Origin of the sequence: Bacillus sp. PAMC26543, assembly GCF_014250375.1 — a bacterium.
Classification (GTDB): Bacteria; Bacillota; Bacilli; order Bacillales; family Bacillaceae; genus Bacillus; species Bacillus halotolerans.
The window spans coordinates 1,691,201-1,713,671 of sequence record NZ_CP060193.1; the positions used below are offsets into that span (position 1 = coordinate 1,691,201).

The following is a 22,471-nucleotide window of genomic DNA, read 5'->3' on the forward strand; positions in this document are numbered from 1 at the left end:
TAGTAGGCGTCAAGAGCACCAGCTGTTATAATGAAAAAAAACCATTGGAGCGGTAAACATGTATTTGTTGGAGTATACATATTGGAAGATCGCGGCGCATTTAGTAAGAAGAGGGTATGGCGTCATACAATCCGGTGAATCTGATGAAATATGGCTGGAAGCACCGGACAAATCCTCTCATGATATGATTCGCCTCTTTAAACAGAATATTGATTTTCGCCAAGAAATTGCAAGGGACATAGAAGTGCAGGCGGAGCGAGTAGAGCATGTCAGGAAGTCTATCGGTAAGCGGCATTTGAAGCTGCTGAATGTGCTGATTACAGCGGAAGCCCCTGTCGATGACTGGGAGGAAATCGCTGAAAAGCCTTTTGAAAAAGGACAGGTATCCGTTGAAACGGCACTTGTGACTGGCACTTCGCTTCATGAAGATCTGCAGGCAGTTTTTCCCTCACTTGATGCTGTTGAATGGACGGAAGACCGAGACTCATTGGAACACGCGCAAATGGCGAAAGAACGCTTTTTTTCACTAGTGCAGAAACAAGAGGAACAGCGAAAAAAAGAAGCGGCGTTTTTCCAGAACGGAAAACCGATCTTTACATATTTGTTCATCGCGTTGCAGCTCGTGATGTTTTTCCTGCTCGAAATAAACGGAGGCAGCACCAATACGGAGACGCTTGTTGCTTTCGGTGCTAAGGAAAACGGCCTGATTGCAGCCGGAGAATGGTGGCGCCTGCTGACGCCGATTGTGCTTCACATCGGCCTTGCGCATTTAGCCTTTAACACGCTGGCTTTATGGTCGGTTGGAACCGCTGTTGAGCGCATGTATGGATCAGGCAGATTTTTGCTGATTTATTTGGCGGCGGGTATCACGGGATCGATCGCCAGCTTCGTGTTCAGTCCGTATCCTTCAGCCGGTGCTTCAGGCGCCATATTCGGATGCTTAGGCGCATTGCTGTATGTAGCTGTGTCAAACCGAAAAATGTTTCTAAAAACGATAGGCACAAATATTATTGTTATTATCCTGATAAACCTGGGTTTTGGCTTTGCGGTCTCAAATATTGATAATTCGGGGCATATTGGCGGCTTGGCCGGCGGTTTTCTTGCTGCGGCAGCACTGGGTTTGCCAAAAGCAAAAGACTGGGGCAAAAAACTGGTGTCAGCGATTCTGCTGGCTGCCCTGGCCGGCGGGTTTCTCTCTTACGGATTGCATTCACCGTCCCATCAGGAGACAGCGCTGATCCGGCAGGCAAATGAGCTTTACCAGGAAGGGAAATATAAAGAAGTAACCGAATTGCTGAACGGTGAAGCAGAGCAGAAAGACGCTTCAGCTGATCTTCTGAAAATCCTGGCCGTTTCTGATATTCAAATCAGTGAATATGATCAGGCGATTTCTCTTTTGGAAAGAGCTGTGCAAAAAGAGCCTAAAGACCATGCGTCCTATTACAATTTGGCATTGCTGTATGCGGAAAAAAATGAACTTGGTCAAGCTGACGAGGCAATCAGGACCGCTGTAAAGCTGAAGCCGAAGGAGAAGCGTTACATAGAACTGCAGCAGCAAATTGAAAATAATAAAAATAAATGACTGGATGAGAAAACGTTGAATTTGCCAAGGAATGAATCCCGGGTATTTTTGTCAGCGTTTTCTTCTTGACTGGCCGGTTCTTTATGACTACGCTATTTATAGTTAAGATCAAGAATGGTGAGGAATATGAATACATTTTATGATGTACAGCAGCTGTTAAAAACTTTTGGACACATTGTTTACTTTGGTGACAGAGAGCTTGAAATTGAGTTTATGCTTGATGAATTAAAGGAACTATATATAAATCATATGATTGAGAAGGAGCAGTGGGCTAAAGCGGCAGCTGTCCTTCATAAAGAGCTGGAACAAACAAAAAAACGGAAGAGATTTACGTAAAGGTTAAGGTGATAAAAATGGATGAGATATGGTTTGCGGGAATCGATCTTGGAGGAACGACGATAAAACTCGCATTTATTAATCAATATGGAGAGATTCAGCATAAATGGGAAGTGCCGACCGATAAGTCCGGTGACACCATTACCGTGACAATAGCAAAAGCGATTGACAGCAAGCTGGATGAGCTTCATAAACCGAAGCACATCGTCAAATATATAGGAATGGGCGCACCGGGGCCAGTAGATATGGCAACTGGGGTCGTTTATGAAACGGTAAATCTGGGCTGGAAAAACTATGCTTTAAAAAATCATCTGGAAACGGAAACAGGCATCCCTGCGGTTATAGAAAATGATGCGAATATTGCCGCGCTCGGAGAAATGTGGAAGGGTGCGGGTGATGGCGCAAAAGACGTCATTCTCGTTACTCTAGGCACAGGAGTTGGCGGCGGTATTATTGTGAATGGGGAGATTGTGCACGGGATAAATGGCGCTGGCGGAGAAATCGGCCATATTTGCAGCATCCCTGAAGGCGGGGCGCCGTGCAACTGCGGTAAAACAGGCTGTATTGAAACCATCGCGTCAGCAACTGGCATTGTTAGAATTGCAAAAGAGAAAATTGCAAAAGCTAAAAAGCCGACTCAATTAAAAGCATCTGATCATTTAACGGCACGAGATGTATTTGAAGCAGCAAATGAAAATGATGAATTAGCTCTTGAAGTTGTCGATTATGTAGCTAAGCATCTCGGCCTGGTGCTTGGCAATCTGGCCAGTTCGCTTAATCCGTCAAAAATTGTTCTCGGCGGCGGCGTTTCAAGAGCCGGAGAATTGCTGAGATCCAAAGTCGAGAAAACATTCCGTATATGTGCCTTTCCGCGCGCTGCGGAAGCGGCTGATATATCTATTGCGGCGCTTGGAAATGATGCGGGCGTTATCGGAGGGGCTTGGATTGCTAAGAATGAATGGCTGAAACACCAAAATTGTTAAATTTGTGAAAATGAAATTGATTTTTTGTTATGTTCAGGTTAAGATTTAATTTGATGTGTTAATGAGAATGTTGTGAATAGACTGATTTATTTGAGCGTGCTTGCATAGGAGGTTGAAATGCGAAAAACGTTTTTTTCGATAATTTCATTTATGCTGATTGCCATTTTAATGATGTGGCTGAAAACGTATGTTGTTTACAAAACCAGTTTTCATATTAAAATTGACAATCTTACGCAGGAATTTATTCTGTTTATCAACCCATTGAGCTTTTTGCTGCTTATTTTTGGCTTCAGCCTGTTTTTAAAGGGAAGAAACAGAAATCGTTACATTATTGCCATGAGTTGTGTTGTCACATTTGTTTTGCTGGCGAATATGGTTTTTTATCGTTTTTACAATGATTTCCTAACGATTCCGGTTCTTTTTCAAACAAGCAATATGGGCGATCTGGGAAGCAGCATCGGAACGCTTCTTGAGCCGACAGACCTCCTATTGGCTGTAGATATCGTGATTTTAATATGGCTTTATATGCGTCAAAAAGCCTTTCAATCAGACATCCCCTCCACGAAAAATGAACGGGCGGCATATTTTTTGTTTGTGGCTTCCGTTTATTTCTTCAACTTAGGTCTGTCTGAGGCAGAACGGCCGCAGTTATTGACACGCTCATTTGACAGAGAAATGCTCGTTAAAAATATCAGCCTTTTTAATTTTCATATTTATGACGGAGTACTTCAGTCGAAGCAATCCGCACAAAGAGCGCTGGCTGACAGCAACAGCCTGACTGAAATTGAAAACTATGTCACAGCCAATGCGAAAGATGCCAATAAGAACTTAATTGGCGCCGCAAAAGGCAGAAACGTCATACTCGTATCTCTGGAGTCGACACAAAGCTTTGTGATCAATGAAAAGGTGAACGGAAAAGAAATCACCCCGTTTTTGAATGATTTTATAAAAGAAAGCTATAACTTTAGTAATGTTTACCACCAAACCGGGCAGGGGAAAACCTCTGATTCTGAATTTATCGTTGACAATTCACTTTATCCGCTTGGACGAGGCGCTGTGTTCTTTACAAATGCGGGCAATCAATACATGGCCGCCCCTGAGATACTCAAAAATAACGGATATTATTCAGCGGTGCTCCATGCCAATAATAAAAGCTTTTGGAATCGCGACTTAATGTACGATTCATTTGGGTATGATTCATTTTTTGATATTGAATCGTATGATGTCAATGACGATAATTCAGTCGGCTGGGGGCTGAAGGATAAAGAATTTTTTGAACAGTCTTCAGAGCTGATGAAAAACCTGCCTCAGCCGTTTTACTCCAGGCTGATCACACTCACGAACCACTTTCCGTTTGACCTTGATGAAGAGGACAAATTGATTGAGGAATATAATTCAAGCAGCCAAACGTTAAACAAGTATTTCCCAACTGTTCGCTATCAGGATGAGGCGCTGAAACGATTTATCGAAAAGCTGAAGGAAGACGGGTTATATGATAACTCCATTATTGTTTTATACGGTGACCATTACGGGATATCGGAAAACCATAATGAAGCGATGGGGCAGTTTTTAGGGAAAGAAATTACACCATTTGAAGAAGTGCAGCTCCAAAAAGTGCCGTTTGTCGTTCACATTCCTGGAATTACAGACAAGAAGCCGAAAACGATTGATAAGGTAGGCGGACAAATCGATATCCGGCCGACGCTGATGAATCTGTTAGGTATTGATACAAAGAACTTCATTCAATTCGGCAACGATCTGCTTTCTGACGACAAACTGGACTTTACAGTGCTGCGGGACGGAAGCTTTATCACAGACCAGATCGTGTATACTGACGGTCTATGTTATGACAAAGCGACTGGAAAGCCTTTGAAAGAGGGAAAACAATGTGAAACATTTGCAGATAAAGCGAAACAGGAGCTTTCACTTTCCGATGAAATCATTTACGGAGATTTGTTACGATTTTATGATCAGGAAAGACTGGACAATTCGTCAAAAAGAAAAGAAAAACAAATTCTTGATCAGGCCTCATGATCACAAAGTCTCCCGTATCAAAAAATGCGGGAGGCTTTCTTTTTTAAAAAACGCCGTCATATAGTAACAAAAAGGGGGATGATGATGGCGTTTATTACGATAAAACCTGAGATCAAATACAATTTGGCTTTATTGGCAAGAGAACTGAAGATAGATGAGACATTGCTTAGAAGTGCCAATCAAACAGCACAGAAACATCAATTGTACTGTCCGGGTTATAAGATTGAAGAAAGTACTGATAAGGAGCTTCAATCCATTCAGGAAGTAAAGCGCTTTTTACACCCGCTGCAGCTGCAGCCTGCTGATGACTGGCTGGAGCAAGAAAAAATCTATGACTTTCTAGCTACCGAAGAGGAAATTAAAAAAATAATCAATGTGTTTCCGTTTGTTTCGTGCCGGGAAATCGGACGTTCCGTTTTGGGCAGGCCGATCTGGGAGCTGGCAGTTGGGGGAGAGCATACCTCCAAAAAAGTTCACATGAATGCATCGTTTCATGCAAATGAGTGGATTACCACGTCTGTATTGCTGAAGTGGCTGAAGGAATATTGCCTTTCTTTATGTCATAATACGAATTTCTTTGGTTTTACTCCTTTGGAGCTGTTCAGCCGAACCTCTCTGTCTCTTGTTCCTCTTGTGAATCCGGATGGCGTTGATCTTGTCTTACACGGATCAGCGGGCATGGGAGACAGGAGAGATGAACTTGATATACTAAACTGCCATCGTCCGAATTTTAATGAATGGAAAGCAAATATTAACGGAGTTGATTTAAATAAACAATTCCCGTCTTTATGGGAAATTGAAAAATACCGCAAACCAAAAACGCCCAGCTACCGAGATTTTCCCGGAACTTCTCCGCTCACAGAGCCGGAATCCATTGCGATGCAGCAGCTGATAACAGCGGATCCGCCTGACAGGCTGGTGGCCCTTCACACTCAAGGAGAAGAAATCTATTGGGGATATAAAGGCCTTGAGCCCGAAGAATCGGCTGCAGTAATAAAGGATTTTGAGACGATAAGCGGAAACATTTATAAAGGAGTCAAGGATATTGACAGCTATGCGGGATTCCGCGACTGGTTTATTCATCACTATTTTAAGGAAGGTTATACGGTGGAGCTTGGAAAAGGTCAAAATCCCTTGCCGTTTGAGCAGTTTTCACATATTTACAAGGCGACAAGCGGGATCTTATGGAGGTCGTTATTTTTTCCTGAATAACTGAAACTTTTTCTTTTTCGTACCGTATCAAATATGGGACAATAAATATGATCGGAGGGGGAGGCTGATGAGATCAGTTTGTTTGATTCTGCTGTCAGCATTGCTAGTTTGTTTATCGGCATGCGAACCATCTCATCAGCAGCAAAAACAGGCAGCGACGGCAAAAAGTGAGGAAAAAGAGATTGTTCCGCTGCCAGCAGGAAAAGCGGACGGAGCGGAAGGCTGGCTCAATAACAACACCATTCTGTATACAGCCTCAGATCCGACAAAAACAGAGCTTCTTGCATATCAAATCTTTAATGGCAAAACGAAAAAGCTCTATCAGACGGATGGTCAAATCGTTGATGTTCAAATCAATCCCAAGAAACAGATGATTCTGCTGCAGATCACGCATAGCCAACAGACAGCAGTAGTTTTGCTGAATCAAAAAGGGGAGAAGCTGTACCAGAAAGAATACGAAACGTACGAGCTGGAGGCAGCATGGAATCAGTATGATCCGTATCAAATGATGGTCACGGTATTCACTGAAAACTGGGACTTCAATACATATCACGTGGATGCCAAAAAAGACAAGTCTGCTTTAAGTCGAATACAGGTACCGTTTGTCCATTGGACCTCAAAAGACACATTTGACTATCTAAAAGAGGGAAGAAACGATAAAGAAGGCCCTTTGTATACGTATGATATTGCTTCTGAAGAGGAGAAAAAGCTGGAGGAGGATGTCCTTTACTTTGATTCTTTTCATAATATGAACTTTACCGTCAAAGCAGATTCCGGAGAGAACGGCTTGTATAAATTTACATCACCGCAATTGAATGGTGAAGCAGTTACAGCAGAATGGCCGCTCCAAACCAAATATACAAGTCTGGCTCCGATGGAGTATGATTTTGATGAGGCTGGCGGTCTGTTTTACACGTTTAAAGAAAGCGGGGACGCATATAAGCTGTCAGCGATCGATATGAAATCGGGAAAGGCGCAGGATCTTCTTACCTTGCCTGAAATGGAGCCGATCCAAGTATCCCCGAATGGAAAATATGCGTTGTACGGTTTTCATTTTGAGCGCATAATTTCATTAATATCACATGAAATGAAGCCAATCATCATTGATAAAAAGGAGATGGAATAATTAATGGCTATCGCAGATGTAACCATTATCCCAATCGGAACAGAAACACCTAGTGTGAGCGCCTACGTGGCGGATGTGCAGAAAATTTTAGAGGGCTACAAGGCAGAAGGGAAAATCAAATATCAGCTGACACCAATGAACACACTGATTGAAGGCGAACTCAGCGACCTTTTTACTGTGATTCAGGCGATTCACGAAGCGCCGTTCCAAAAAGGGCTTCACAGAGTGGCGACCAACATTCGCATCGATGACAGACGGGACAAAAAAACGACGCTTGAAAGTAAAATAGAAAGCGTGAATAAACATTTACAGCAATAAAAAATAAACCTGTATCCCATTGGATACAGGTTTTAATGTGCAGTAGGATAACCGCTGTTTATCACCGTCATCACTGTAAACCAGCCAAACACACACAAGGTGGCTCCGGCTAATAAAAATCCAAGTATGTTTTTGTTTTTCACAGAACGCAAGACTCCCCATAAAGCGAAAAGAGCGACAAGGCCGAAAATCACGACAAGTAACATTACGCAGCCCCCTTTACATTGAAAAACCTGCAATTCTTTCCATTTTTATTCTACCCGTTTTCAGTGTGTTTGTCGATAGCGTTTTCATAGCGATTGTTTGAATCTTTTTTCAAAAACCCTCATAATAGGAGCATAAAAAGGAAAGAGGTGAGAAAAGTGAAATGGAGAAGAATGCCTGTAGGACCGATTCAAGCGAATGCATATTTTTTAATCAGTGATGATCAATGCCTGATTTTTGATCCGGGCGGCGAAGGAGATAAAATCAACCAATACATAAAAGAAAAAGGATTAACGCCTTTAGCCATTTTACTGACACACGCCCATTTTGACCATATTGGGGCGCTGGATGACGTGAGAGACAGATGGGATATTCCTGTCTATCTGCATCAAAATGAAAAGAATTGGCTTACAGATGCCTCATTAAACGGCTCAGGAATGCTGAGAGGGATAGAAGTGACAGCTAAGCCGGCAGATCATTTGATTGAAGGGGACGGTGAGCTGAATATTGGGCCTTTCCATCTGGAGACGCTATTTACACCGGGACATTCCCCGGGAAGCGTTTCATATTACGTGAAGGATGCCGACCTGGTGATTTCCGGTGATGTCCTGTTTCAAGGCGGGATAGGCCGTACAGATTTACATGGAGGCGACCAAGAAACGCTGCTGACGTCTATCCATGAAAAATTGCTTACGCTGCCGGAGCACACATTGGTGTTAAGCGGACATGGCCCTGAAACTGACGTGCAGACTGAGCAGGATCAAAATCCGTTTTTAAATGGTTTTTCATTATAGAAAAAGAGACAAACCGATGAGGTTTGTCTCTTTTTGCCTTTAATGTCCTCCGCCGCCTGGTACCATAATAAAAATGGAATAGTATGTGAAGCCGGCAAAGAAGATGGTTAAATAAGCGCCAAAGATATAAATGTACATCCGTTCTGTTAAATTCAAATACGATAGAAACACAAATAAGATCGTCTGTCCAAAAAATAAAAGGGAAGCATCTTTCATATCACCTAAATAAAACATGACTGCAAATATTCCCGTCCAAAATCCTAACACCCGGAACATGCGATTCATTTTTTATCCCCTCCCGAGAGTCCCTCTGACTGTTATTATAATAGATTACGGACAAAAATGTAAACATTTTCATTATTAATATGAAAAATGGTATTTAACCCTTTGATTGCGTTTTCTATTATATGTGCGGTTTTTTAGAAATAACCCGAAAAAAAGTTCAATAAATGGTTTAAAGAAAAATTGATACGGGTAGTTATTCTACAAAGAGATCGTTAACTGGAGGAGGAAAAAACATAATGGAACAATTAACTTTTTACTCATACCCAAGCTGCACGTCATGCCGAAAAACAAAACATTGGCTCAAAGCGCACCAGATTGAATTTAACGAACGGCACTTATTCAGAGAAACTCCAACGATGGATGAATTAAAGTATATTTTATCTTTAACCACAGAAGGAATTGACGAAATTTTAGCAACAAGAAGCCAAACCTTCAAAAATTTAAATTTAAACATTGAAGATATGACTGTAAACGAAGTGCTGGAACTTTTAATTGAGAAACCGAAGCTTTTGCGCCGTCCGATTCTCGTGGACAACAGGAAGCTTGTTATCGGATACAATCCGGGAGAACTGTTAAAGTTATCGAAGAAGAAAACGGTTCATCAATCTGCATGATGAAAAACCGAAGATCCGCTGATTTGCTTGAATCAGCTTATCTTCGGTTTTTCACGGTTCAGAAACTGGGCTAGCTGGATTCGAACCAACGATCACGGAGTCAAAGTCCATTGCCTTACCGCTTGGCTATAGCCCATTGAATATAAAAATAGTATGTGTAACGTGAGACAAGTTATACATATCAATCATACACTTTTTGAAAGATAAACATCACAGGAGGTAACCGATGAAATGAAAGCTCTAGATCAGTATTTAACAGAGCACAAAGAAGACATTACACTCCAATGGCTGGAAACATGCACGTTAAAAGGAAGTTTGCTGTATTCTGCAAAAGATCAGCAAAAATTAGAACGAAAATTAAAAGAGCAGCATGAATCATTGGTAGCCATTGTAGCAAATTCCATTAGAAAAGAAGAGGTGAAGGATCAGCTTAACCAATGGTCACTTCAATGTGCCAGAGACCGTGCTGTTCATGAAGTGACCGTGACGGAAAGTGTCAGTCAGTTTAACGCTTTCAGGCACATCATGTGGCAATGGATTCAAGACTTCAGCGAAACCGCTTCTTCCCAAGAAATCGGCATCCAGGAGATATTTGAGTGGAGCAAGATTTTGAATCAAACGATTGATGAGATTATCGAGGTATTTACAGAAGAATATCATCAGGTCACGGTGATCCAATTAAATGCGCAAAAAGAAATGATCAATGAATTGAGCGCACCGATTATGCCGATTTCTAAAGAGATTGGGATTCTTCCCCTTGTTGGTGAAATTGACACGTACAGAGCGAGAACCATTTTGGAATCCGTTTTGGCCCAATGCTCGGCGTTAAAGCTTTCATATTTATTTTTAGATATATCCGGTGTTCCTATCGTCGATACGATGGTTGCCTATCAAATCTTTAAAGTGATTGACAGCACCAAACTGCTGGGCATTGAGACGATTATTTCAGGAATCAGGCCTGAAATCGCCCAGACTGTTGTGAAGCTCGGATTAGATTTTTCGAATGTGAAAACAGAGCAAAGTCTTGCTAAAGCTTTAGCCAACAAAGGATTTAAGATAGAAGAATCTTAAGATGTCCCTTAAGGGATGTATTTTTTTGAAGCACGTTCAACAATGAAGAGAAGCAACAGCTGAACAGCCTGTGCTAGGGCTATTCAGCTTTTTTTACTTCGATAAACAAAATATGGTGACTGTCGATGTCTTTTACCTTGAATGAGTAGCCGTCATATTCAATGACACTTTCAGGCTCGGCGTCTATGTTTTGTGTGAGAAACCAGCCTCCGAGCGTATCGACTTCAGCATCTGATAAATCAGTTCCAAGCAGGTTATTCACGTCACTGATTAATAACTTCGCATTTAATAAATAATGATCTTTTCCCAGCTCACGAACATGAGGCACTTCATCTGCATCAAATTCATCGCGTATTTCTCCTACAATTTCTTCAATAATATCCTCGACGGTGATCAATCCTGAAGTTCCGCCATACTCATCAATAAGAATCGCCATATGAGTGCGTTCCTTTTGCATTTTGATGATTAATTTGTAAATCGGAATGGTCTCAATGACATGAATGACGGGCTGTATGAAGGGTTCAATTTTGTGCTTCTGAAAAGAAAAATCTTTCGTCAGCAATGAAAACAGCACTTCTTTCATATTGATCACGCCGATGACGTTATCTTTATCTTCCTTTACAACAGGGTAACGGGTATATTTGGTCTGCTTAACCGTTTCCCGCATGCTTGGAATCGAGTCATCCTCAATAGACAAACTGACCATTTCGTTTCGCGGGACCATAATTTCCTTTGCCATTCGTTTATCAAATGTAAAGATATTATTCATATATTTTAATTCGCTTTTTCTGATTTCTCCGCTTTTATAGCTTTCGGTTAACAGTACTCTAAGCTCTTCCTCCGTATAAGCCAGTTCATGCTCTGATGCCGGCTTCAGCCCAAAAAGTCCTGTGATCATTCTGGCAGACTGGTTAAGGAGCCAAATGAACGGAAACATGATTTTATAAAACCAGATTAATGGCTTCGCGAGCATCAGCGTAATGCTTTCTGCTTTTTGAATCGCGAAGCTCTTCGGTGCCAGTTCCCCGATGACGACATTTAAATACGTTACCACTAAAAAGGCGATAATAAGGGAAAGAAGATGGGTAAGCGACTCGTTTAAACCTGCCTTCTGAAAGAGCGGACGAAGCAGAGTCTGTACAGTCGGTTCACCCAGCCAGCCGAGTCCTAAAGCTGCGACCGTGATGCCCAGCTGGCAGGCTGATAAATATTCGTCAAGATGAGTGACCACATGTTTTGCCGCTTTAGCGCCTTTTTTGCCTTTTGCGACAAGCTGATCAATTCTGGATCGCCTGACTTTTACGATCGAAAATTCTACGGCGACAAAAAATCCCGTTAACAAAATTAAAAACACGACTGCTAATAAATTGATAAATTCCAAAATAAACTGCCTTCTCCAAGGAAGGCATGCACCTCCCTTTCCGATGTCTTTCTACATTCCATACCACCGGCAAAAGCTCACAAAACATGTGATGAAGTGCCTAAATGGTTTAGGAATGCTTCTCCTTGGGCAATTAAAGAACAAAAGAATAAAAGTCTGGAGGATCGTAACATGAAGGTACATACAGGTGGGGATTGGTTTTGGTACCAAATGGGGCCTCAGGAAAGAGATAAGGCAAGAGATCTGATCCATTTTTCTCATTGGCCGCAATGTGAAAAGTGGTTTGAAAATAATCATCATATTAATTTTTTGCGCGTGGATACAACAGAAGCTGAGAATGAAGCGGTATTTGGCTCGATCGTATATGATCAGGGGCTTGGCGAGGAAAAAGACCATACCGTTTTTCATTTCTATATTACTAGGCAATATTTTTTCACAATTAACTTTGATTTTGCGATTTTGGATGGGATTAAGGGAAAACAAGTTGTCCAGCAAATGGAGAGAGCGGATAGTACCATGGAGGGATTTTTGATCCTTCTCGGCGAGTTAATGAATGCGTATCTAATCGGTGTAGATGAATTTGAAGTAAAGCTGAGAAAGCTCAGATGGCAAATCAAAGACGACAATAGCAAAAGCATTTTAAACCGTGTTCATCTCCTGCACCATGAGCTGATGGTCTGGAAAAACTTAATCCTAAGCGCTAAAAAAATTGAAATGGCATTGAAAGAAACCTTTTTGCTCCAAAATGATAGTAAAAAGGTTTATCAGCGGATACAACTCAAAATTGACAGGGGGTTTACATACATCAGCGAATTTGAAGGGGAGCTTAATAGTCTGTTGCATTCAGAGGAAGTCATTACCTCTCACAGGGGAAATGAAATATTCAAAGCGCTGACCATTTTCACGACGCTTTTTACGCCGGTTACAGCACTTGGTGCCCTCTGGGGGATGAACTTTTCCGTGATGCCTGAGCTGAATTGGAAATACGGTTATGTCTTTTCTCTCTTATTGATTATCACTTCTACAGTCTTAATCTACCTATATTTGAAGAAGAAAGGCTGGACGGGAGATATGCTGCAGGAACGGAAGGATAAAAAGAAATCTCGAAAACGGCGGATACTGTAGAATGTTTCATTTTTTGTGCAGCGGATAAAGAATAAATAGAACACGGTAAAGGAGGAATTGAAATGAAAGTAAGAGATATCATGACTGCGAATGTAGAATGCTGTGAGCCAACCGCATCAGTCACTGAACTAGCCAAAAAGATGAAAGACTCCAATGTCGGTTCTATTCCAATTTGTGAAAGCGGCAGACTTCAAGGCATCGTTTCTGATCGGGACATTGTCACCAGAAGCTTAGCTGAAGATCAAATAGAAGCGAAAGCAAGTGATATCATGAGCACCGAAATCGTTTCCGGTCATCCTGATATGTCTGCTGATGAAGCGAGTCAGCTCATGGCAGAGCATCAAATCCGCCGTTTACCGATTCTTGAAAATGAACGTTTAACGGGTATTGTTGCGTTAGGCGACCTTTCCGTTAAGAAAGACACAGACCAGAAAGCCGGAAAAGCATTAAGTGAAATTTCTAAATCAGCATAACAAACAGTTTGGAAGAGGTAACTGCCTCTTCCTTTTTATTTTGTATACAATAAACTGATTCGCCAATTTTAGAAAGCATCAAACTCCGATTTATGAATCCCTCTTTGGGTGCCAGAGCCGGACTGCGTACATCTGTCCATCAATCTCTTTTCAAATCCTTATTAAAATTGAAAATGATGTGATACATATAGCTGAATTTCTATTTTTGGTAGGAGCGAAATGTTTTTTTAGGTTGTAAATACATCAGAAAAACACATTTTCTTTGTTTGATTACCATGTCTTCTTTTTCTACAATACGCTTTGAAAGGAGAGGGAATCAAATTGGATTCGATAGAAAAAATAAGCAAAACTTTAATTGAAGAGGCATATAGGACGAAGGCCTCTGACATTCACATTGTGCCGAGGGAACGGGACGCAATCATTCATTTTCGGGTTGACCATGCATTGCTGAAAAAGCGAAACATGAAAAAAGAAGAGTGTGTAAGACTCATTTCTCATTTTAAGTTTCTCTCAGCTATGGACATAGGGGAAAGAAGAAAGCCGCAAAATGGATCTCTTACTCTAAAATTAAAAGAGGGTGACGTTCACTTAAGGATGTCAACGCTCCCGACAATTAACGAAGAAAGCCTCGTCATCAGAGTGATGCCTCAGTATAATATCCCTTCGATTGACAAACTGTCTTTATTCCCAAAGACAGGAGCCACCTTGCTATCATTTTTAAAACACTCCCACGGCATGCTGATTTTTACCGGACCAACAGGCTCTGGGAAAACAACAACATTATATTCTCTGATCCAATATGCAAAAAAACATTTTAATCGAAACATTGTCACACTTGAAGATCCAGTGGAAACGAGGGATGAAGATGTTCTTCAAGTGCAGGTGAATGAAAAAGCCGGTGTCACATATTCCACAGGGCTGAAGGCTATTTTGCGCCATGACCCCGATATGATCATCTTAGGTGAGATTAGAGACGCTGAAACAGCCCAAATTGCGGTGCGGGCAGCGATGACTGGTCATTTAGTGCTGACGAGCCTTCATACGAGAGATGCGAAGGGCGCGATTTACAGGCTGCTTGAATTTGGCATTAATATGAATGAAATCGAGCAAACGGTTATTGCGATAGCGGCTCAGCGTTTAGTTGATTTGGCTTGCCCGTTTTGTGAAGACGGATGTTCATCAGTGTATTGCCGCCTGTCACGAAATGTCAGGAGAGCAAGCGTATACGAGCTGCTTTACGGGAAAAACCTTCAGCAGTGTATCCAGGAAGCGAAAGGGGACAATGCAAATTACCAATATCAAACGCTGCGTCAAATTATAAGAAAAGGGATTGCGCTCGGCTATTTAACGACAAACAACTATGACCGGTGGGTTTATCATGAAACAGATTAGAAAAGTTTGGCCGTTAAAGGATCAAGCCTATTTACTGAAAAGGCTGGGTGAAATGACAGCGGGCGGATACAGTCTTTTAGACGGATTGCGCCTGATGCAGCTGCAAATGAATAAAAGGCAGCTGGCGGACTTGGCTAACGCAATAAGCCGGTTGAGAGAAGGGGAATCGTTTTACCATGTATTAAAGAGCTTGTCATTTCATAAGGAAGCCATCGGTATTTGTTATTTTGCTGAAACACATGGGGAATTGCCGGCTTCCATGATTCAGAGCGGAGAGCTGCTGGAACGAAAAGCAGGTCAGGCAGAACAGATAAAAAGGGTGTTGCGATATCCTCTTTTCCTCATCTTTACCGTTGGTGTCATGCTTTATATGCTGCAATACATCATCATCCCTCAGTTTTCTGGTATTTATCAATCGATGAATGTAGAAACGTCACGCACAACAGACATCATTTTTGCGTTTTTTCAGCACCTTGATGCTGTGTTCATATTAATGGCCATTTTGGCTGCAGGAATAGGTCTTTATTATTGGTTTGTGTTCAAGAAAAAATCCCCTGACCATCAAATGCTCATTTGCGTAAGCATTCCTTTGTTTGGAAAGCTGGTCAGGCTGTTTAACAGCTACTTTTTTTCTTTACAGCTGAGCAGTCTGCTAGCATCAGGTCTTTCTATTTATGACAGTTTGAAAGCATTTAGGCATCAAACGTTTCTCCCTTTTTACCGCCATGAAGCTGAACAAATGATTGAACGGTTAAAAGCCGGTGAAACCATTGAAGCTGCTTTATACAAACGGCCTTTTTACGAAAATGATTTTTCAAAAGTGATATCTCATGGCCAGCTAAGCGGCCGCTTGGATCGGGAACTCTTCACATACAGCCAGTTTATATTGCAGCGGCTTGAGGACAAGTCACAAAAATGGACAGGCATTCTTCAGCCCATTATTTACGGATTTGTCGCAGGGATGATTTTAATTGTTTATCTATCGATGCTCCTGCCTATGTATCAGATGATGAATCAAATGTGAAAGGAAGAGGCGGATGAATGAGAAAGGGTTTACACTTGTGGAAATGCTGATCGTGCTCTTTATTATTTCTATTTTGCTATTGATCACCATACCGAATGTAACAAAACATAATCAAACCATTCAGAAAAAGGGCTGTGAAGGCCTGCAAAACATGATAAAGGCGCAGGTAACAGCATATGAACTCGATCATGACGGGAAGACACCAAGCCTCGGCGATTTACAGGCAGAAGGTTATGTGAAAAAAGATGCTGTTTGTCCAAATGGAAAGCAAATTATCATTACCGGCGGGGAGGTTAAGGTTGAACATTAAATTAAAAGGGGAAGCTGGATTCACCCTTTTAGAAAGCCTGCTTGTTTTAAGCCTCGCCTCTATTATGCTGATTGCGGTGTTTACCACGCTTCCTCCTGTTTATGAAAATACAGCATTACGGCAGACAGTATCCCAGCTGAAAAATGATATTTTACTTGCGCAGCAGACCGCAATTTCCAATCATCAAAGAACAAAGATTCTTTTTCAAGAGAAAAAATATCAATTAATCATAGGTGACACTGTTATAGACCGTACTTATCATAACGGGCTTTCGGCAGAGTTACTGACATTAAAAGACCGCTTGGAATTTAACGAGAAAGGGCACCCGAATATAGGCGGGAAAATCCGTATAAAAGGACGTGCCGCCTATGACATAACAGTTTATTTAGGGAGCGGAAGAGTGAATGTGGAGAGAAAATAAAGGCTTTTCTACAATTGAAACAATGGCTGCCCTCAGCATATGGCTGTTTATGCTTCTGACGATCGTGCCGTTGTGGAACAAGCTGATAGCTGATGAACATATAGCGGAGTCGAGAGAAATTGGTTATCAGCTTGTTAATGAAAGCATAGGCAAATATATGCTTACAGGAAAAGGAAATTCGTCGCAAACTGTTTCGATGAACAATAGCAAATACTCGATGACATGGGAGGAGGAGGGAGAGTATCAAAACGTATGCATCACATCAGACGCCTATAAAGACAAGCCATTTTGCCTCAGCATTTTGCGGACAGACTGGCTATACGCTTCTTAATGTATTATTTTCGCTCTCTGCTTATTTGCTCATATCAGGATCGTTAGCGATATTCTTTCATCTATTTTTGTCACGTCAACAGGAGAATGAGGGCTTCATGCAGCGGGAATGGGTCATTTCGGTAGAGCAGATCATGAATGAGTGCAAGCAGTCGCAGACAGTGCAGACAGATGAGCATGGCAGCGTCTTAATCTGCAGAAATCTGTCAGGGCAAGAGGTCCGTTTTGAAATCTACCATTCAATGATCAGAAAAAGAGTAGACGGAAAAGGGCATGTTCCGATTCTTGATCATATTAAAACAATGAAAGCCGGGGTTAAAAACGGGATGCTTTGGCTGAAAGTCAAGAATGAGAATGATAAAGAGTATCAAACCGCTTTTCCGGTATATACGTCGTTAGGAGGTGGGTGAATGTACTACTCAAAAGGGTTTATCTATCCGGCTGTTCTTTTTACATTTGCCCTTGTGATGCTGATTGTGAATTTCACCGCCCCTCAATTTGTTTCACGCCATATGTTTGAGAAGGAAACAAAAGAGTATTACACAGGAGAAAATCTGCTGCAAAATGGCGCGCTTCTATCCATCAGGCATATACTTGAGCACAGACCAGGCCGAAAGGGTTCACAGCAGTTTCAATATGGACATGTATCTTATGACATTCGCAAAACAACCATAAAAGAACAGCAAGAAATCACTCTTAAAGCCATCACAGAGTCGGGAACAGAAAAAAACGCTCAGCTGCTGTTCGATCAAAGTCAGAAAAAACTGCTGAGCTGGACAGAATAAACCAGCGGTATGTGTATAAAAAAAGTCGTGTGAGCCAACACTTCATAATAACTGAATGATGAGGTGATCACGTGAAAACGAATGATTATGTCAAATATATGACTCAGCAATTTGTGAAATATATAGACACTCCGAAAGATGAGCGAAAAGAACGAAAAGAGGTTCGAAAAGAAACAAAAACGCCTGCTTCTCAGCATTGGTTCGGTATTTTACCTTATGGTTTTAGGCTATGGCTGAAAAGAAAAAAATAAACTGTCCAATATAACGAACAAGGTCCTTCACATGGAGGACCTTATTGATATTCTTCTAAAATTGCAATTTTATTCACCTTTTGACTATGAGGATCGAAAGAAATTGTGACAAACACGCCGAATTCCTTTGAGCCTTCTCTCAGGGTTAAATGATATTGCTTCACAGCTTCGTCTTTTCTTTTGCGGTCCCAAACTTTTTGTTTAACCAGTACCTGTGCGAGCGGGTACCTTTTTTTTGCTTCTTTTACAGCAAGCTCTTCCCATTTTGACATGTGGCGGGCGGTTACAAGCGGCCCTTCTTCTGCTTGAGCGGCACTGGTGCCGAAACCGAGAAGAGACAGACAAATCACACATTGTTTGATCATAAGCCGTCACCCTTTCTTTGTTGTTTATTATTGCCAAATGTTAACCAGATATGCGTTTAATTTCTCACATAACAATCCTAAAAAATTCTAAAAACTTAAAAAGGTGAGCAATATTGAGTAAGGCTATGCAATATGATGAAAACATTCTTTTAAACGAACAAAATGGCGGATTTTGGTGTTTTTAAATCCTTCAATCGTTGATTATACTCAGTTTGTATGGTTCTTAAAAGAGAACAATTGTCACATCAAGTTACAGTGTTTTACAGGGGGTAAGGTATGTTTCGATTGTTCCGCAATCAGCATAAGGCTAAGACAAAATTAAGAGTGCTGCTTGTTTTTCAGCTTTCAGCCATATTCAGTCTGACAGCCGCCATATGCTTACAATTTACCGGAGATACAAGCGCAGCTTTTTATGATATTGAAAACTTTGATGTTTCGCTTCAAACGTGTGAGAACTTTCAGCATACAGATAAAAACTGTCATTACGATAAACGGTGGGACCAAAGTGATTTACACGTGGTGAATCAAACAGATACAAAAGGTACTGTCTGTTCCCCTGTTCGTCTATTTGCCGAGCTGGAAAACAGAGGCGAGAAACTTAAGAAATCGAAATGGAAGTGGGAGCTTCATAAACTGGCAAACACCCGCAAACCGCTAAAAGACGGGAACGTAATAGATAAAGGATACGTTTCCACCCAAACAGGCGAATCACTTTACAAAATTGAAACAAATAAAAAAGTGAAACCCGGCATTTATGCGTTTAAAGTATATAAACCGGCCGGCTATCCGGCGAACGGAAGCAAGTCTGATTGGTCGGAACCAATGACAATTGTGAAGTGTGACGAAAAACCGACAGCACCGAAAAAGGAAAGTCAGCCGTCTGTGAAAAATCAGCACAATCAAGCAGACAGTGACAGAAAAGACAAAACAGATAAAGAAAAAACAGCCGACAAAGCCGTAACTGAAGACAAAGAAAATCAACCAGTTCAGAAGGAAAGCGGGGAAGAGGATGAAGAAAGCATTAAAGCTGATCAGTAATATCCTTTACGTAATCATCTTTACTCTGATTATTGTGTTAACGCTAGTTGTCATATCAACACGTTCATCCGGGGGAGAGCCGGCAGTGTTCGGATACACGCTGAAATCAGTACTGTCTGGCTCGATGGACCCTGAATTTAAAACGGGCTCATTAATTCTTGTTAAAGAAATCACGGATGTGAAAAGGCTCCAAAAGGGCGACGTGATCACATTTATGCAGGATGCAGACACAGCGGTGACCCATAGAATTATTGATATGAAAAAGCAAGGCGATCATTTGTCATTCCAAACAAAAGGGGATAATAACGCCGCAGCTGATTCTGCGCCTGTGTCGGATGAAAATGTCCGCGCGCAATATACAGGTTTTCAGCTTCCTTATGCCGGCTACATGCTTCATTTTGCCAGTCAGCCGATCGGCACAGCTATTTTACTGATTGTTCCCGGCGTTATGCTGCTGATCTACTCCTTTGTGACAATCAGCAGTGCGATCAGGGAGATTGAAAGAAAGACGAAAGCCTTGGAAACAGAGACAAAGGACAATACGATGTCCACTTAACATCAGTTGTAAACCTGGCAACAGGTTTCGATAATATAATCATTCAATAAAAGGGGAGTTTACCATGGGTATGAAAAAGAAATTGAGTTTAGGAGTTGCATCAGCAGCACTAGGGTTAGCTTTAGTAGGAGGAGGAACATGGGCAGCATTTAACGACATTAAATCAACGGATGCTACTTTTGCATCAGGCACGCTTGATTTAGCAGCGAAAGAAAATTCAGCCAGTGTCAACTTATCAAATCTAAAGCCGGGAGATAAATTGACGAAAGATTTCCAATTCGAAAATAACGGCTCACTTGCGATCAAAGAGGTATTAATGGCGCTGAATTATGGAGAATTTAAAGCAAACGGGGGAAGTAATACATCCCCAGAAGATTTTCTCAGCCAATTTGAGGTTACATTATTGACAGTCGGCAAAGAGGGAGGCAATGGCTATCCGAAAAACATCATTTTAGATGATGCCAACCTTAAAGACTTATATTTAATGTCCTCTAAGAATGATGCTGCGGCGACTGAAAAAATTAAAAAACAAATTGATCCTAAATTCTTAAACGCAAGCGGAAAAGTCAATATAGCGACAATTGACGGTAAAACCGCTCCTGAATATGACGGCGTTCCAAAAACACCGACTGATTTTGACCAGGTTAAAATGGAAATTCAATTTAAAGACGATAAAACAAAAGATGAAAAGGGACAAATGGTTCAAAATAAATATCAAGGCAACTCATTACAGCTTCAATTCTCATTCGAAGCAACACAGTGGAATGGCTTGACAATCAAAAAGGAACATACTGATAAAGACGGTTACATTAAAGAAAATGAAAAAGCGCATAGCGAGGATAAACATTAATAGAAAAAAGAGGTGGCTCAGTACATGCGTACTGAGCCATTCTTATGTTCATTGACAAAAGAGGAGTAAGTGCCTCTGCTCAGGCACTACTCCTCTTTTTGGGATTTTCTCCATTTTTGATAATCTAAAAATTCACGAAATTGTTTTTTCGATACCCCAGATGTCATCGCATCGCGAACCAATTTCTCCCATTCACTATCTAATTGACCATCGTATTCGGTTTCATGTTTTTCATCAAGCAAAGTATGAACCGAGACGTCCAGAACAGCGGAGACTTTTTCGAGAAATTGAATGGAGGGGTTCGTTTGTAGATTTCGTTCTATTGAGCTTAAATAAGACTTCGCTACCCCAGCTTTTTCTGCTAGTTCTGATAGTGAGTAGCCTTTTTCTTTACGGTATTGTTTAATACGCTGGCCAATCAATGTCATCACCTTCCTTGTGATATTATAGCACATTCAGAAAGGATTTATGGTATGACTTCTGGCTGCCGGACCAGGATGAGCAGACTTTTTGTTTAAAAGTAAATATTTGCGTATTTCCTCAGGGCTGATATTTGCTTCTCTGGCTTCCATCATTAATTCAACCCATTCTTGATCTAATTCGAAGTGCTCTTGTTTTGCATTTTTCATGCAGTTTCTCCTCCTAAAATACTTGTTTATGTATTTCAGCCAGTCCGGCCATGACCATTGTACGCCTTCTGTGGTCTCTGGAAGTCATTTGCCAATTGAATAGCCAGAATTTTTTTCCAATATACCTTTATTATAATAGCATTTTTCCAAAAAAAACGAGAACGATGTCGAATCTGAAAAAAGTTAGCTCGAAATATTATTTTGCAGAAAAAATAATCCGCCATTCTCGATCTGAACTGATATCTTTGGTTGATACAAGGCTTTTAACGCCTGTTTTTCAAGGTGGTACTCTTCTGGTTTTTCTTCTGTATGCTCATAAAACTGATCAAGCAATTTCATATCGTTTTGCCACCTGTTTACCGCCTGCTCTGCCCAGTCTGACGGTTCTTGCATAGCGGCTTGAGTAATGTAGCTCTCCATCCGCTTAAGACCGCTTTCAGGTTTAATCATAGGCGATATGGTGAAACAATAGTCACATATTTGTGATGTCAATGAAAGCTGTACGAGCTTACTTTGAAAATCTTCAATCATGGTTCCAGAGACAAGGTGAAGACCTAGTGACAATAGCTTATCCTTTTTCATGTCGGACTGGTATGAAATCATGACATTTATACCAAGCCAAGGCTGAAGCGGAATTTTCGCTCCGGCTGATTCAATTTTCTCATACATTCTGGTAAATCTCCCATTTTGTTTAACTGCTTTAAATATTTGAAAAAGGCGTGGCGCCCCGAAATAAATAAATTCGCCATCTAGGTCTTTTGGAGCAGATTCCTTATCTGTAATGAACGTCATTTTCATCGGATTCGGGTCGCCGCCGGTCTTCTCGCGCCAGTGCCAGTAAAAAGGCCGATTCATGATCTGTTTGTCCATTTCAACTGTAAGCTGAACCGTCATGTAACCGGGTCCTTGGTCGATGATCGGACAGCTGTTTGCCTGGAAAAAACGAAGCAGTAATTGGTGAACCTCTTGCTGTCTCACTTGT

General features: G+C 41.3%; 28 protein-coding genes, 1 tRNA gene and 2 pseudogenes. 23 read left to right on the plus strand and 8 right to left on the minus strand.

What is annotated here, in order from left to right; translation table 11 throughout:
* The first annotated feature begins 58 nt into the window (after nt 1-58).
* The 7 genes and pseudogenes from yqgP (at nt 59) to H7F27_RS08605 (ending at nt 7,591) form a co-directional block, all read left to right on the plus strand.
* Complete coding sequence (gene yqgP / locus H7F27_RS08575) at nt 59-1,582, plus strand: rhomboid protease YqgP (RefSeq protein ID WP_185848821.1); 1,524 nt, start codon at nt 59-61, stop codon at nt 1,580-1,582.
* 126 nt (nt 1,583-1,708) lie between these two features.
* A pseudogene (locus H7F27_RS08580) lies at nt 1,709-1,925 on the plus strand (YqgQ family protein).
* A 10-nt stretch (nt 1,926-1,935) separates the two neighbouring features.
* The gene (gene glcK / locus H7F27_RS08585) at nt 1,936-2,901 is read left to right on the plus strand and encodes a glucose kinase GlcK (RefSeq protein ID WP_044154564.1); all 966 of its coding nucleotides are present in this window, start codon (nt 1,936-1,938) and stop codon (nt 2,899-2,901) included.
* Nucleotides 2,902-3,018: 117 nt separating this feature from the next.
* Entirely contained in the window at nt 3,019-4,935 is a 1,917-nt protein-coding gene (locus H7F27_RS08590) for an LTA synthase family protein (protein WP_185848822.1), read from the plus strand.
* Between the two features lie 81 nt (nt 4,936-5,016).
* Entirely contained in the window at nt 5,017-6,147 is a 1,131-nt protein-coding gene (locus tag H7F27_RS08595; RefSeq protein ID WP_185848934.1) for a M14 family metallopeptidase, read from the plus strand.
* 67 nt (nt 6,148-6,214) lie between these two features.
* Complete coding sequence (locus tag H7F27_RS08600; RefSeq protein WP_185848823.1) at nt 6,215-7,273, plus strand: YqgU-like beta propeller domain-containing protein; 1,059 nt, start codon at nt 6,215-6,217, stop codon at nt 7,271-7,273.
* 3 nt (nt 7,274-7,276) lie between these two features.
* Nucleotides 7,277-7,591 carry an MTH1187 family thiamine-binding protein gene (locus H7F27_RS08605; RefSeq protein WP_010334936.1) on the plus strand — a complete coding sequence of 105 codons (315 nt, stop codon included), beginning with the start codon at nt 7,277-7,279 and terminating at the stop codon, nt 7,589-7,591.
* Between the two features lie 32 nt (nt 7,592-7,623).
* Here the strand turns inward: H7F27_RS08605 and H7F27_RS08610 are convergent, their stop codons facing one another.
* On the minus strand, nt 7,624-7,797 hold the full coding sequence (locus tag H7F27_RS08610; RefSeq protein WP_010334935.1) for a DUF2759 domain-containing protein: 174 nt from the start codon (nt 7,795-7,797) through the stop codon (nt 7,624-7,626).
* Between the two features lie 156 nt (nt 7,798-7,953).
* Here H7F27_RS08610 and H7F27_RS08615 point away from each other — a divergent pair, with 156 nt between their 5' ends.
* Nucleotides 7,954-8,589, plus strand: a complete 636-nt coding sequence (locus tag H7F27_RS08615; RefSeq protein ID WP_024122052.1) for an MBL fold metallo-hydrolase — start codon at nt 7,954-7,956, stop codon at nt 8,587-8,589.
* 39 nt (nt 8,590-8,628) lie between these two features.
* Here H7F27_RS08615 and H7F27_RS08620 read toward each other — a convergent pair whose 3' ends face one another.
* Nucleotides 8,629-8,874, minus strand: a complete 246-nt coding sequence (locus tag H7F27_RS08620) for a DUF2626 domain-containing protein (protein WP_003226300.1) — start codon at nt 8,872-8,874, stop codon at nt 8,629-8,631.
* 233 nt (nt 8,875-9,107) lie between these two features.
* Here H7F27_RS08620 and mgsR point away from each other — a divergent pair, with 233 nt between their 5' ends.
* A complete protein-coding gene (mgsR, locus tag H7F27_RS08625; RefSeq protein WP_026014741.1) occupies nt 9,108-9,488 on the plus strand; it encodes a transcriptional regulator MgsR in 381 nt (126 codons plus the stop codon).
* A 65-nt stretch (nt 9,489-9,553) separates the two neighbouring features.
* On the opposite strand, the gene H7F27_RS08630 is transcribed toward mgsR, so the two are convergent.
* Nucleotides 9,554-9,624: transfer RNA gene (locus H7F27_RS08630), tRNA-Gln, on the minus strand.
* 95 nt (nt 9,625-9,719) lie between these two features.
* Between H7F27_RS08630 and H7F27_RS08635 the strand changes: the two genes are divergently transcribed.
* The gene (locus tag H7F27_RS08635; RefSeq protein WP_185848824.1) at nt 9,720-10,559 is read left to right on the plus strand and encodes an STAS domain-containing protein; all 840 of its coding nucleotides are present in this window, start codon (nt 9,720-9,722) and stop codon (nt 10,557-10,559) included.
* Nucleotides 10,560-10,638: 79 nt separating this feature from the next.
* On the opposite strand, the pseudogene H7F27_RS08640 reads toward H7F27_RS08635, so the two are convergent.
* Nucleotides 10,639-11,968: pseudogene (locus H7F27_RS08640) on the minus strand (hemolysin family protein).
* A gap of 143 nt (nt 11,969-12,111) precedes the next feature.
* Here H7F27_RS08640 and H7F27_RS08645 point away from each other — a divergent pair.
* The 10 genes from H7F27_RS08645 to H7F27_RS08690 all read left to right on the plus strand — a co-directional run bounded on the left by H7F27_RS08645 (nt 12,112) and on the right by H7F27_RS08690 (nt 18,051).
* Nucleotides 12,112-13,065: a magnesium transporter CorA family protein gene (locus tag H7F27_RS08645; protein ID WP_185848826.1), complete on the plus strand. Its 954-nt coding sequence runs from the start codon at nt 12,112-12,114 to the stop codon at nt 13,063-13,065.
* A gap of 62 nt (nt 13,066-13,127) precedes the next feature.
* Nucleotides 13,128-13,538 carry a CBS domain-containing protein gene (locus tag H7F27_RS08650; RefSeq protein ID WP_185848827.1) on the plus strand — a complete coding sequence of 137 codons (411 nt, stop codon included), beginning with the start codon at nt 13,128-13,130 and terminating at the stop codon, nt 13,536-13,538.
* 321 nt (nt 13,539-13,859) lie between these two features.
* Nucleotides 13,860-14,930, plus strand: a complete 1,071-nt coding sequence (comGA, locus tag H7F27_RS08655) for a competence protein ComGA (RefSeq protein ID WP_095713275.1) — start codon at nt 13,860-13,862, stop codon at nt 14,928-14,930.
* On the plus strand, nt 14,917-15,954 hold the full coding sequence (gene comGB, locus H7F27_RS08660; protein WP_185848828.1) for a competence type IV pilus assembly protein ComGB: 1,038 nt from the start codon (nt 14,917-14,919) through the stop codon (nt 15,952-15,954). Before comGA ends, comGB begins: the two co-directional genes overlap by 14 nt.
* A 13-nt stretch (nt 15,955-15,967) precedes the next feature.
* The gene (gene comGC, locus H7F27_RS08665; RefSeq protein WP_010334925.1) at nt 15,968-16,264 is read left to right on the plus strand and encodes a competence type IV pilus major pilin ComGC; all 297 of its coding nucleotides are present in this window, start codon (nt 15,968-15,970) and stop codon (nt 16,262-16,264) included.
* Nucleotides 16,254-16,685 carry a competence type IV pilus minor pilin ComGD gene (gene comGD / locus H7F27_RS08670; protein ID WP_151175143.1) on the plus strand — a complete coding sequence of 144 codons (432 nt, stop codon included), beginning with the start codon at nt 16,254-16,256 and terminating at the stop codon, nt 16,683-16,685. Before comGC ends, comGD begins: the two co-directional genes overlap by 11 nt.
* Nucleotides 16,669-17,016, plus strand: a complete 348-nt coding sequence (gene comGE / locus H7F27_RS08675) for a competence type IV pilus minor pilin ComGE (protein ID WP_185848829.1) — start codon at nt 16,669-16,671, stop codon at nt 17,014-17,016. Before comGD ends, comGE begins: the two co-directional genes overlap by 17 nt.
* Nucleotides 17,017-17,041: 25 nt before the next feature.
* Entirely contained in the window at nt 17,042-17,425 is a 384-nt protein-coding gene (gene comGF, locus H7F27_RS08680) for a competence type IV pilus minor pilin ComGF (RefSeq protein WP_038954226.1), read from the plus strand.
* Entirely contained in the window at nt 17,426-17,800 is a 375-nt protein-coding gene (gene comGG, locus H7F27_RS08685) for a competence type IV pilus minor pilin ComGG (RefSeq protein WP_185848830.1), read from the plus strand.
* A 71-nt stretch (nt 17,801-17,871) separates the two neighbouring features.
* The gene (locus tag H7F27_RS08690) at nt 17,872-18,051 is read left to right on the plus strand and encodes a YqzE family protein (RefSeq protein ID WP_003236949.1); all 180 of its coding nucleotides are present in this window, start codon (nt 17,872-17,874) and stop codon (nt 18,049-18,051) included.
* A gap of 41 nt (nt 18,052-18,092) precedes the next feature.
* On the opposite strand, the gene H7F27_RS08695 is transcribed toward H7F27_RS08690, so the two are convergent.
* A complete protein-coding gene (locus tag H7F27_RS08695) occupies nt 18,093-18,416 on the minus strand; it encodes a YqzG/YhdC family protein (RefSeq protein ID WP_024122040.1) in 324 nt (107 codons plus the stop codon).
* A gap of 276 nt (nt 18,417-18,692) precedes the next feature.
* On the opposite strand from H7F27_RS08695, the gene tapA reads away from it, so the two are divergent.
* The 3 genes from tapA to tasA all read left to right on the plus strand — a co-directional run bounded on the left by tapA (nt 18,693) and on the right by tasA (nt 20,860).
* Nucleotides 18,693-19,454 carry an amyloid fiber anchoring/assembly protein TapA gene (tapA, locus tag H7F27_RS08700; RefSeq protein WP_185848831.1) on the plus strand — a complete coding sequence of 254 codons (762 nt, stop codon included), beginning with the start codon at nt 18,693-18,695 and terminating at the stop codon, nt 19,452-19,454.
* Nucleotides 19,426-20,010, plus strand: a complete 585-nt coding sequence (sipW, locus tag H7F27_RS08705) for a signal peptidase I SipW (RefSeq protein WP_101861033.1) — start codon at nt 19,426-19,428, stop codon at nt 20,008-20,010. Before tapA ends, sipW begins: the two co-directional genes overlap by 29 nt.
* A gap of 64 nt (nt 20,011-20,074) precedes the next feature.
* Nucleotides 20,075-20,860, plus strand: a complete 786-nt coding sequence (tasA, locus tag H7F27_RS08710) for a biofilm matrix protein TasA (protein WP_024122037.1) — start codon at nt 20,075-20,077, stop codon at nt 20,858-20,860.
* Nucleotides 20,861-20,946: 86 nt separating this feature from the next.
* On the opposite strand, the gene sinR is transcribed toward tasA, so the two are convergent.
* The 3 genes from sinR to H7F27_RS08725 form a co-directional block, all read right to left on the minus strand.
* Complete coding sequence (gene sinR, locus H7F27_RS08715) at nt 20,947-21,282, minus strand: transcriptional regulator SinR (RefSeq protein ID WP_003226345.1); 336 nt, start codon at nt 21,280-21,282, stop codon at nt 20,947-20,949.
* Nucleotides 21,283-21,315: 33 nt separating this feature from the next.
* Complete coding sequence (sinI, locus tag H7F27_RS08720) at nt 21,316-21,489, minus strand: anti-repressor SinI (RefSeq protein WP_024122036.1); 174 nt, start codon at nt 21,487-21,489, stop codon at nt 21,316-21,318.
* A gap of 183 nt (nt 21,490-21,672) precedes the next feature.
* Nucleotides 21,673-22,467, minus strand: coding sequence for a YqhG family protein (locus tag H7F27_RS08725; RefSeq protein WP_185848832.1), 795 nt, complete (start codon nt 22,465-22,467; stop codon nt 21,673-21,675).
* Nucleotides 22,468-22,471 lie beyond the last annotated feature (4 nt).

Coding starts and splice junctions, on each gene's coding strand:
- yqgP (WP_185848821.1), top strand. CDS start 59: ATGTATTTGTTGGAGTATACATATTGGAAGATCGCGGCGCATTTAGTA.
- glcK (WP_044154564.1), top strand. CDS start 1,936: ATGGATGAGATATGGTTTGCGGGAATCGATCTTGGAGGAACGACGATA.
- H7F27_RS08590 (WP_185848822.1), top strand. CDS start 3,019: ATGCGAAAAACGTTTTTTTCGATAATTTCATTTATGCTGATTGCCATT.
- H7F27_RS08595 (WP_185848934.1), top strand. CDS start 5,017: ATGATGGCGTTTATTACGATAAAACCTGAGATCAAATACAATTTGGCT.
- H7F27_RS08600 (WP_185848823.1), top strand. CDS start 6,215: ATGAGATCAGTTTGTTTGATTCTGCTGTCAGCATTGCTAGTTTGTTTA.
- H7F27_RS08605 (WP_010334936.1), top strand. CDS start 7,277: ATGGCTATCGCAGATGTAACCATTATCCCAATCGGAACAGAAACACCT.
- H7F27_RS08610 (WP_010334935.1), bottom strand. CDS start 7,797: ATGTTACTTGTCGTGATTTTCGGCCTTGTCGCTCTTTTCGCTTTATGG.
- H7F27_RS08620 (WP_003226300.1), bottom strand. CDS start 8,874: ATGAATCGCATGTTCCGGGTGTTAGGATTTTGGACGGGAATATTTGCA.
- H7F27_RS08635 (WP_185848824.1), top strand. CDS start 9,720: ATGAAAGCTCTAGATCAGTATTTAACAGAGCACAAAGAAGACATTACA.
- H7F27_RS08645 (WP_185848826.1), top strand. CDS start 12,112: ATGAAGGTACATACAGGTGGGGATTGGTTTTGGTACCAAATGGGGCCT.
- H7F27_RS08650 (WP_185848827.1), top strand. CDS start 13,128: ATGAAAGTAAGAGATATCATGACTGCGAATGTAGAATGCTGTGAGCCA.
- comGB (WP_185848828.1), top strand. CDS start 14,917: ATGAAACAGATTAGAAAAGTTTGGCCGTTAAAGGATCAAGCCTATTTA.
- comGC (WP_010334925.1), top strand. CDS start 15,968: ATGAATGAGAAAGGGTTTACACTTGTGGAAATGCTGATCGTGCTCTTT.
- comGE (WP_185848829.1), top strand. CDS start 16,669: ATGTGGAGAGAAAATAAAGGCTTTTCTACAATTGAAACAATGGCTGCC.
- comGG (WP_185848830.1), top strand. CDS start 17,426: ATGTACTACTCAAAAGGGTTTATCTATCCGGCTGTTCTTTTTACATTT.
- H7F27_RS08695 (WP_024122040.1), bottom strand. CDS start 18,416: ATGATCAAACAATGTGTGATTTGTCTGTCTCTTCTCGGTTTCGGCACC.
- tapA (WP_185848831.1), top strand. CDS start 18,693: ATGTTTCGATTGTTCCGCAATCAGCATAAGGCTAAGACAAAATTAAGA.
- sipW (WP_101861033.1), top strand. CDS start 19,426: ATGAAGAAAGCATTAAAGCTGATCAGTAATATCCTTTACGTAATCATC.
- tasA (WP_024122037.1), top strand. CDS start 20,075: ATGGGTATGAAAAAGAAATTGAGTTTAGGAGTTGCATCAGCAGCACTA.
- sinI (WP_024122036.1), bottom strand. CDS start 21,489: ATGAAAAATGCAAAACAAGAGCACTTCGAATTAGATCAAGAATGGGTT.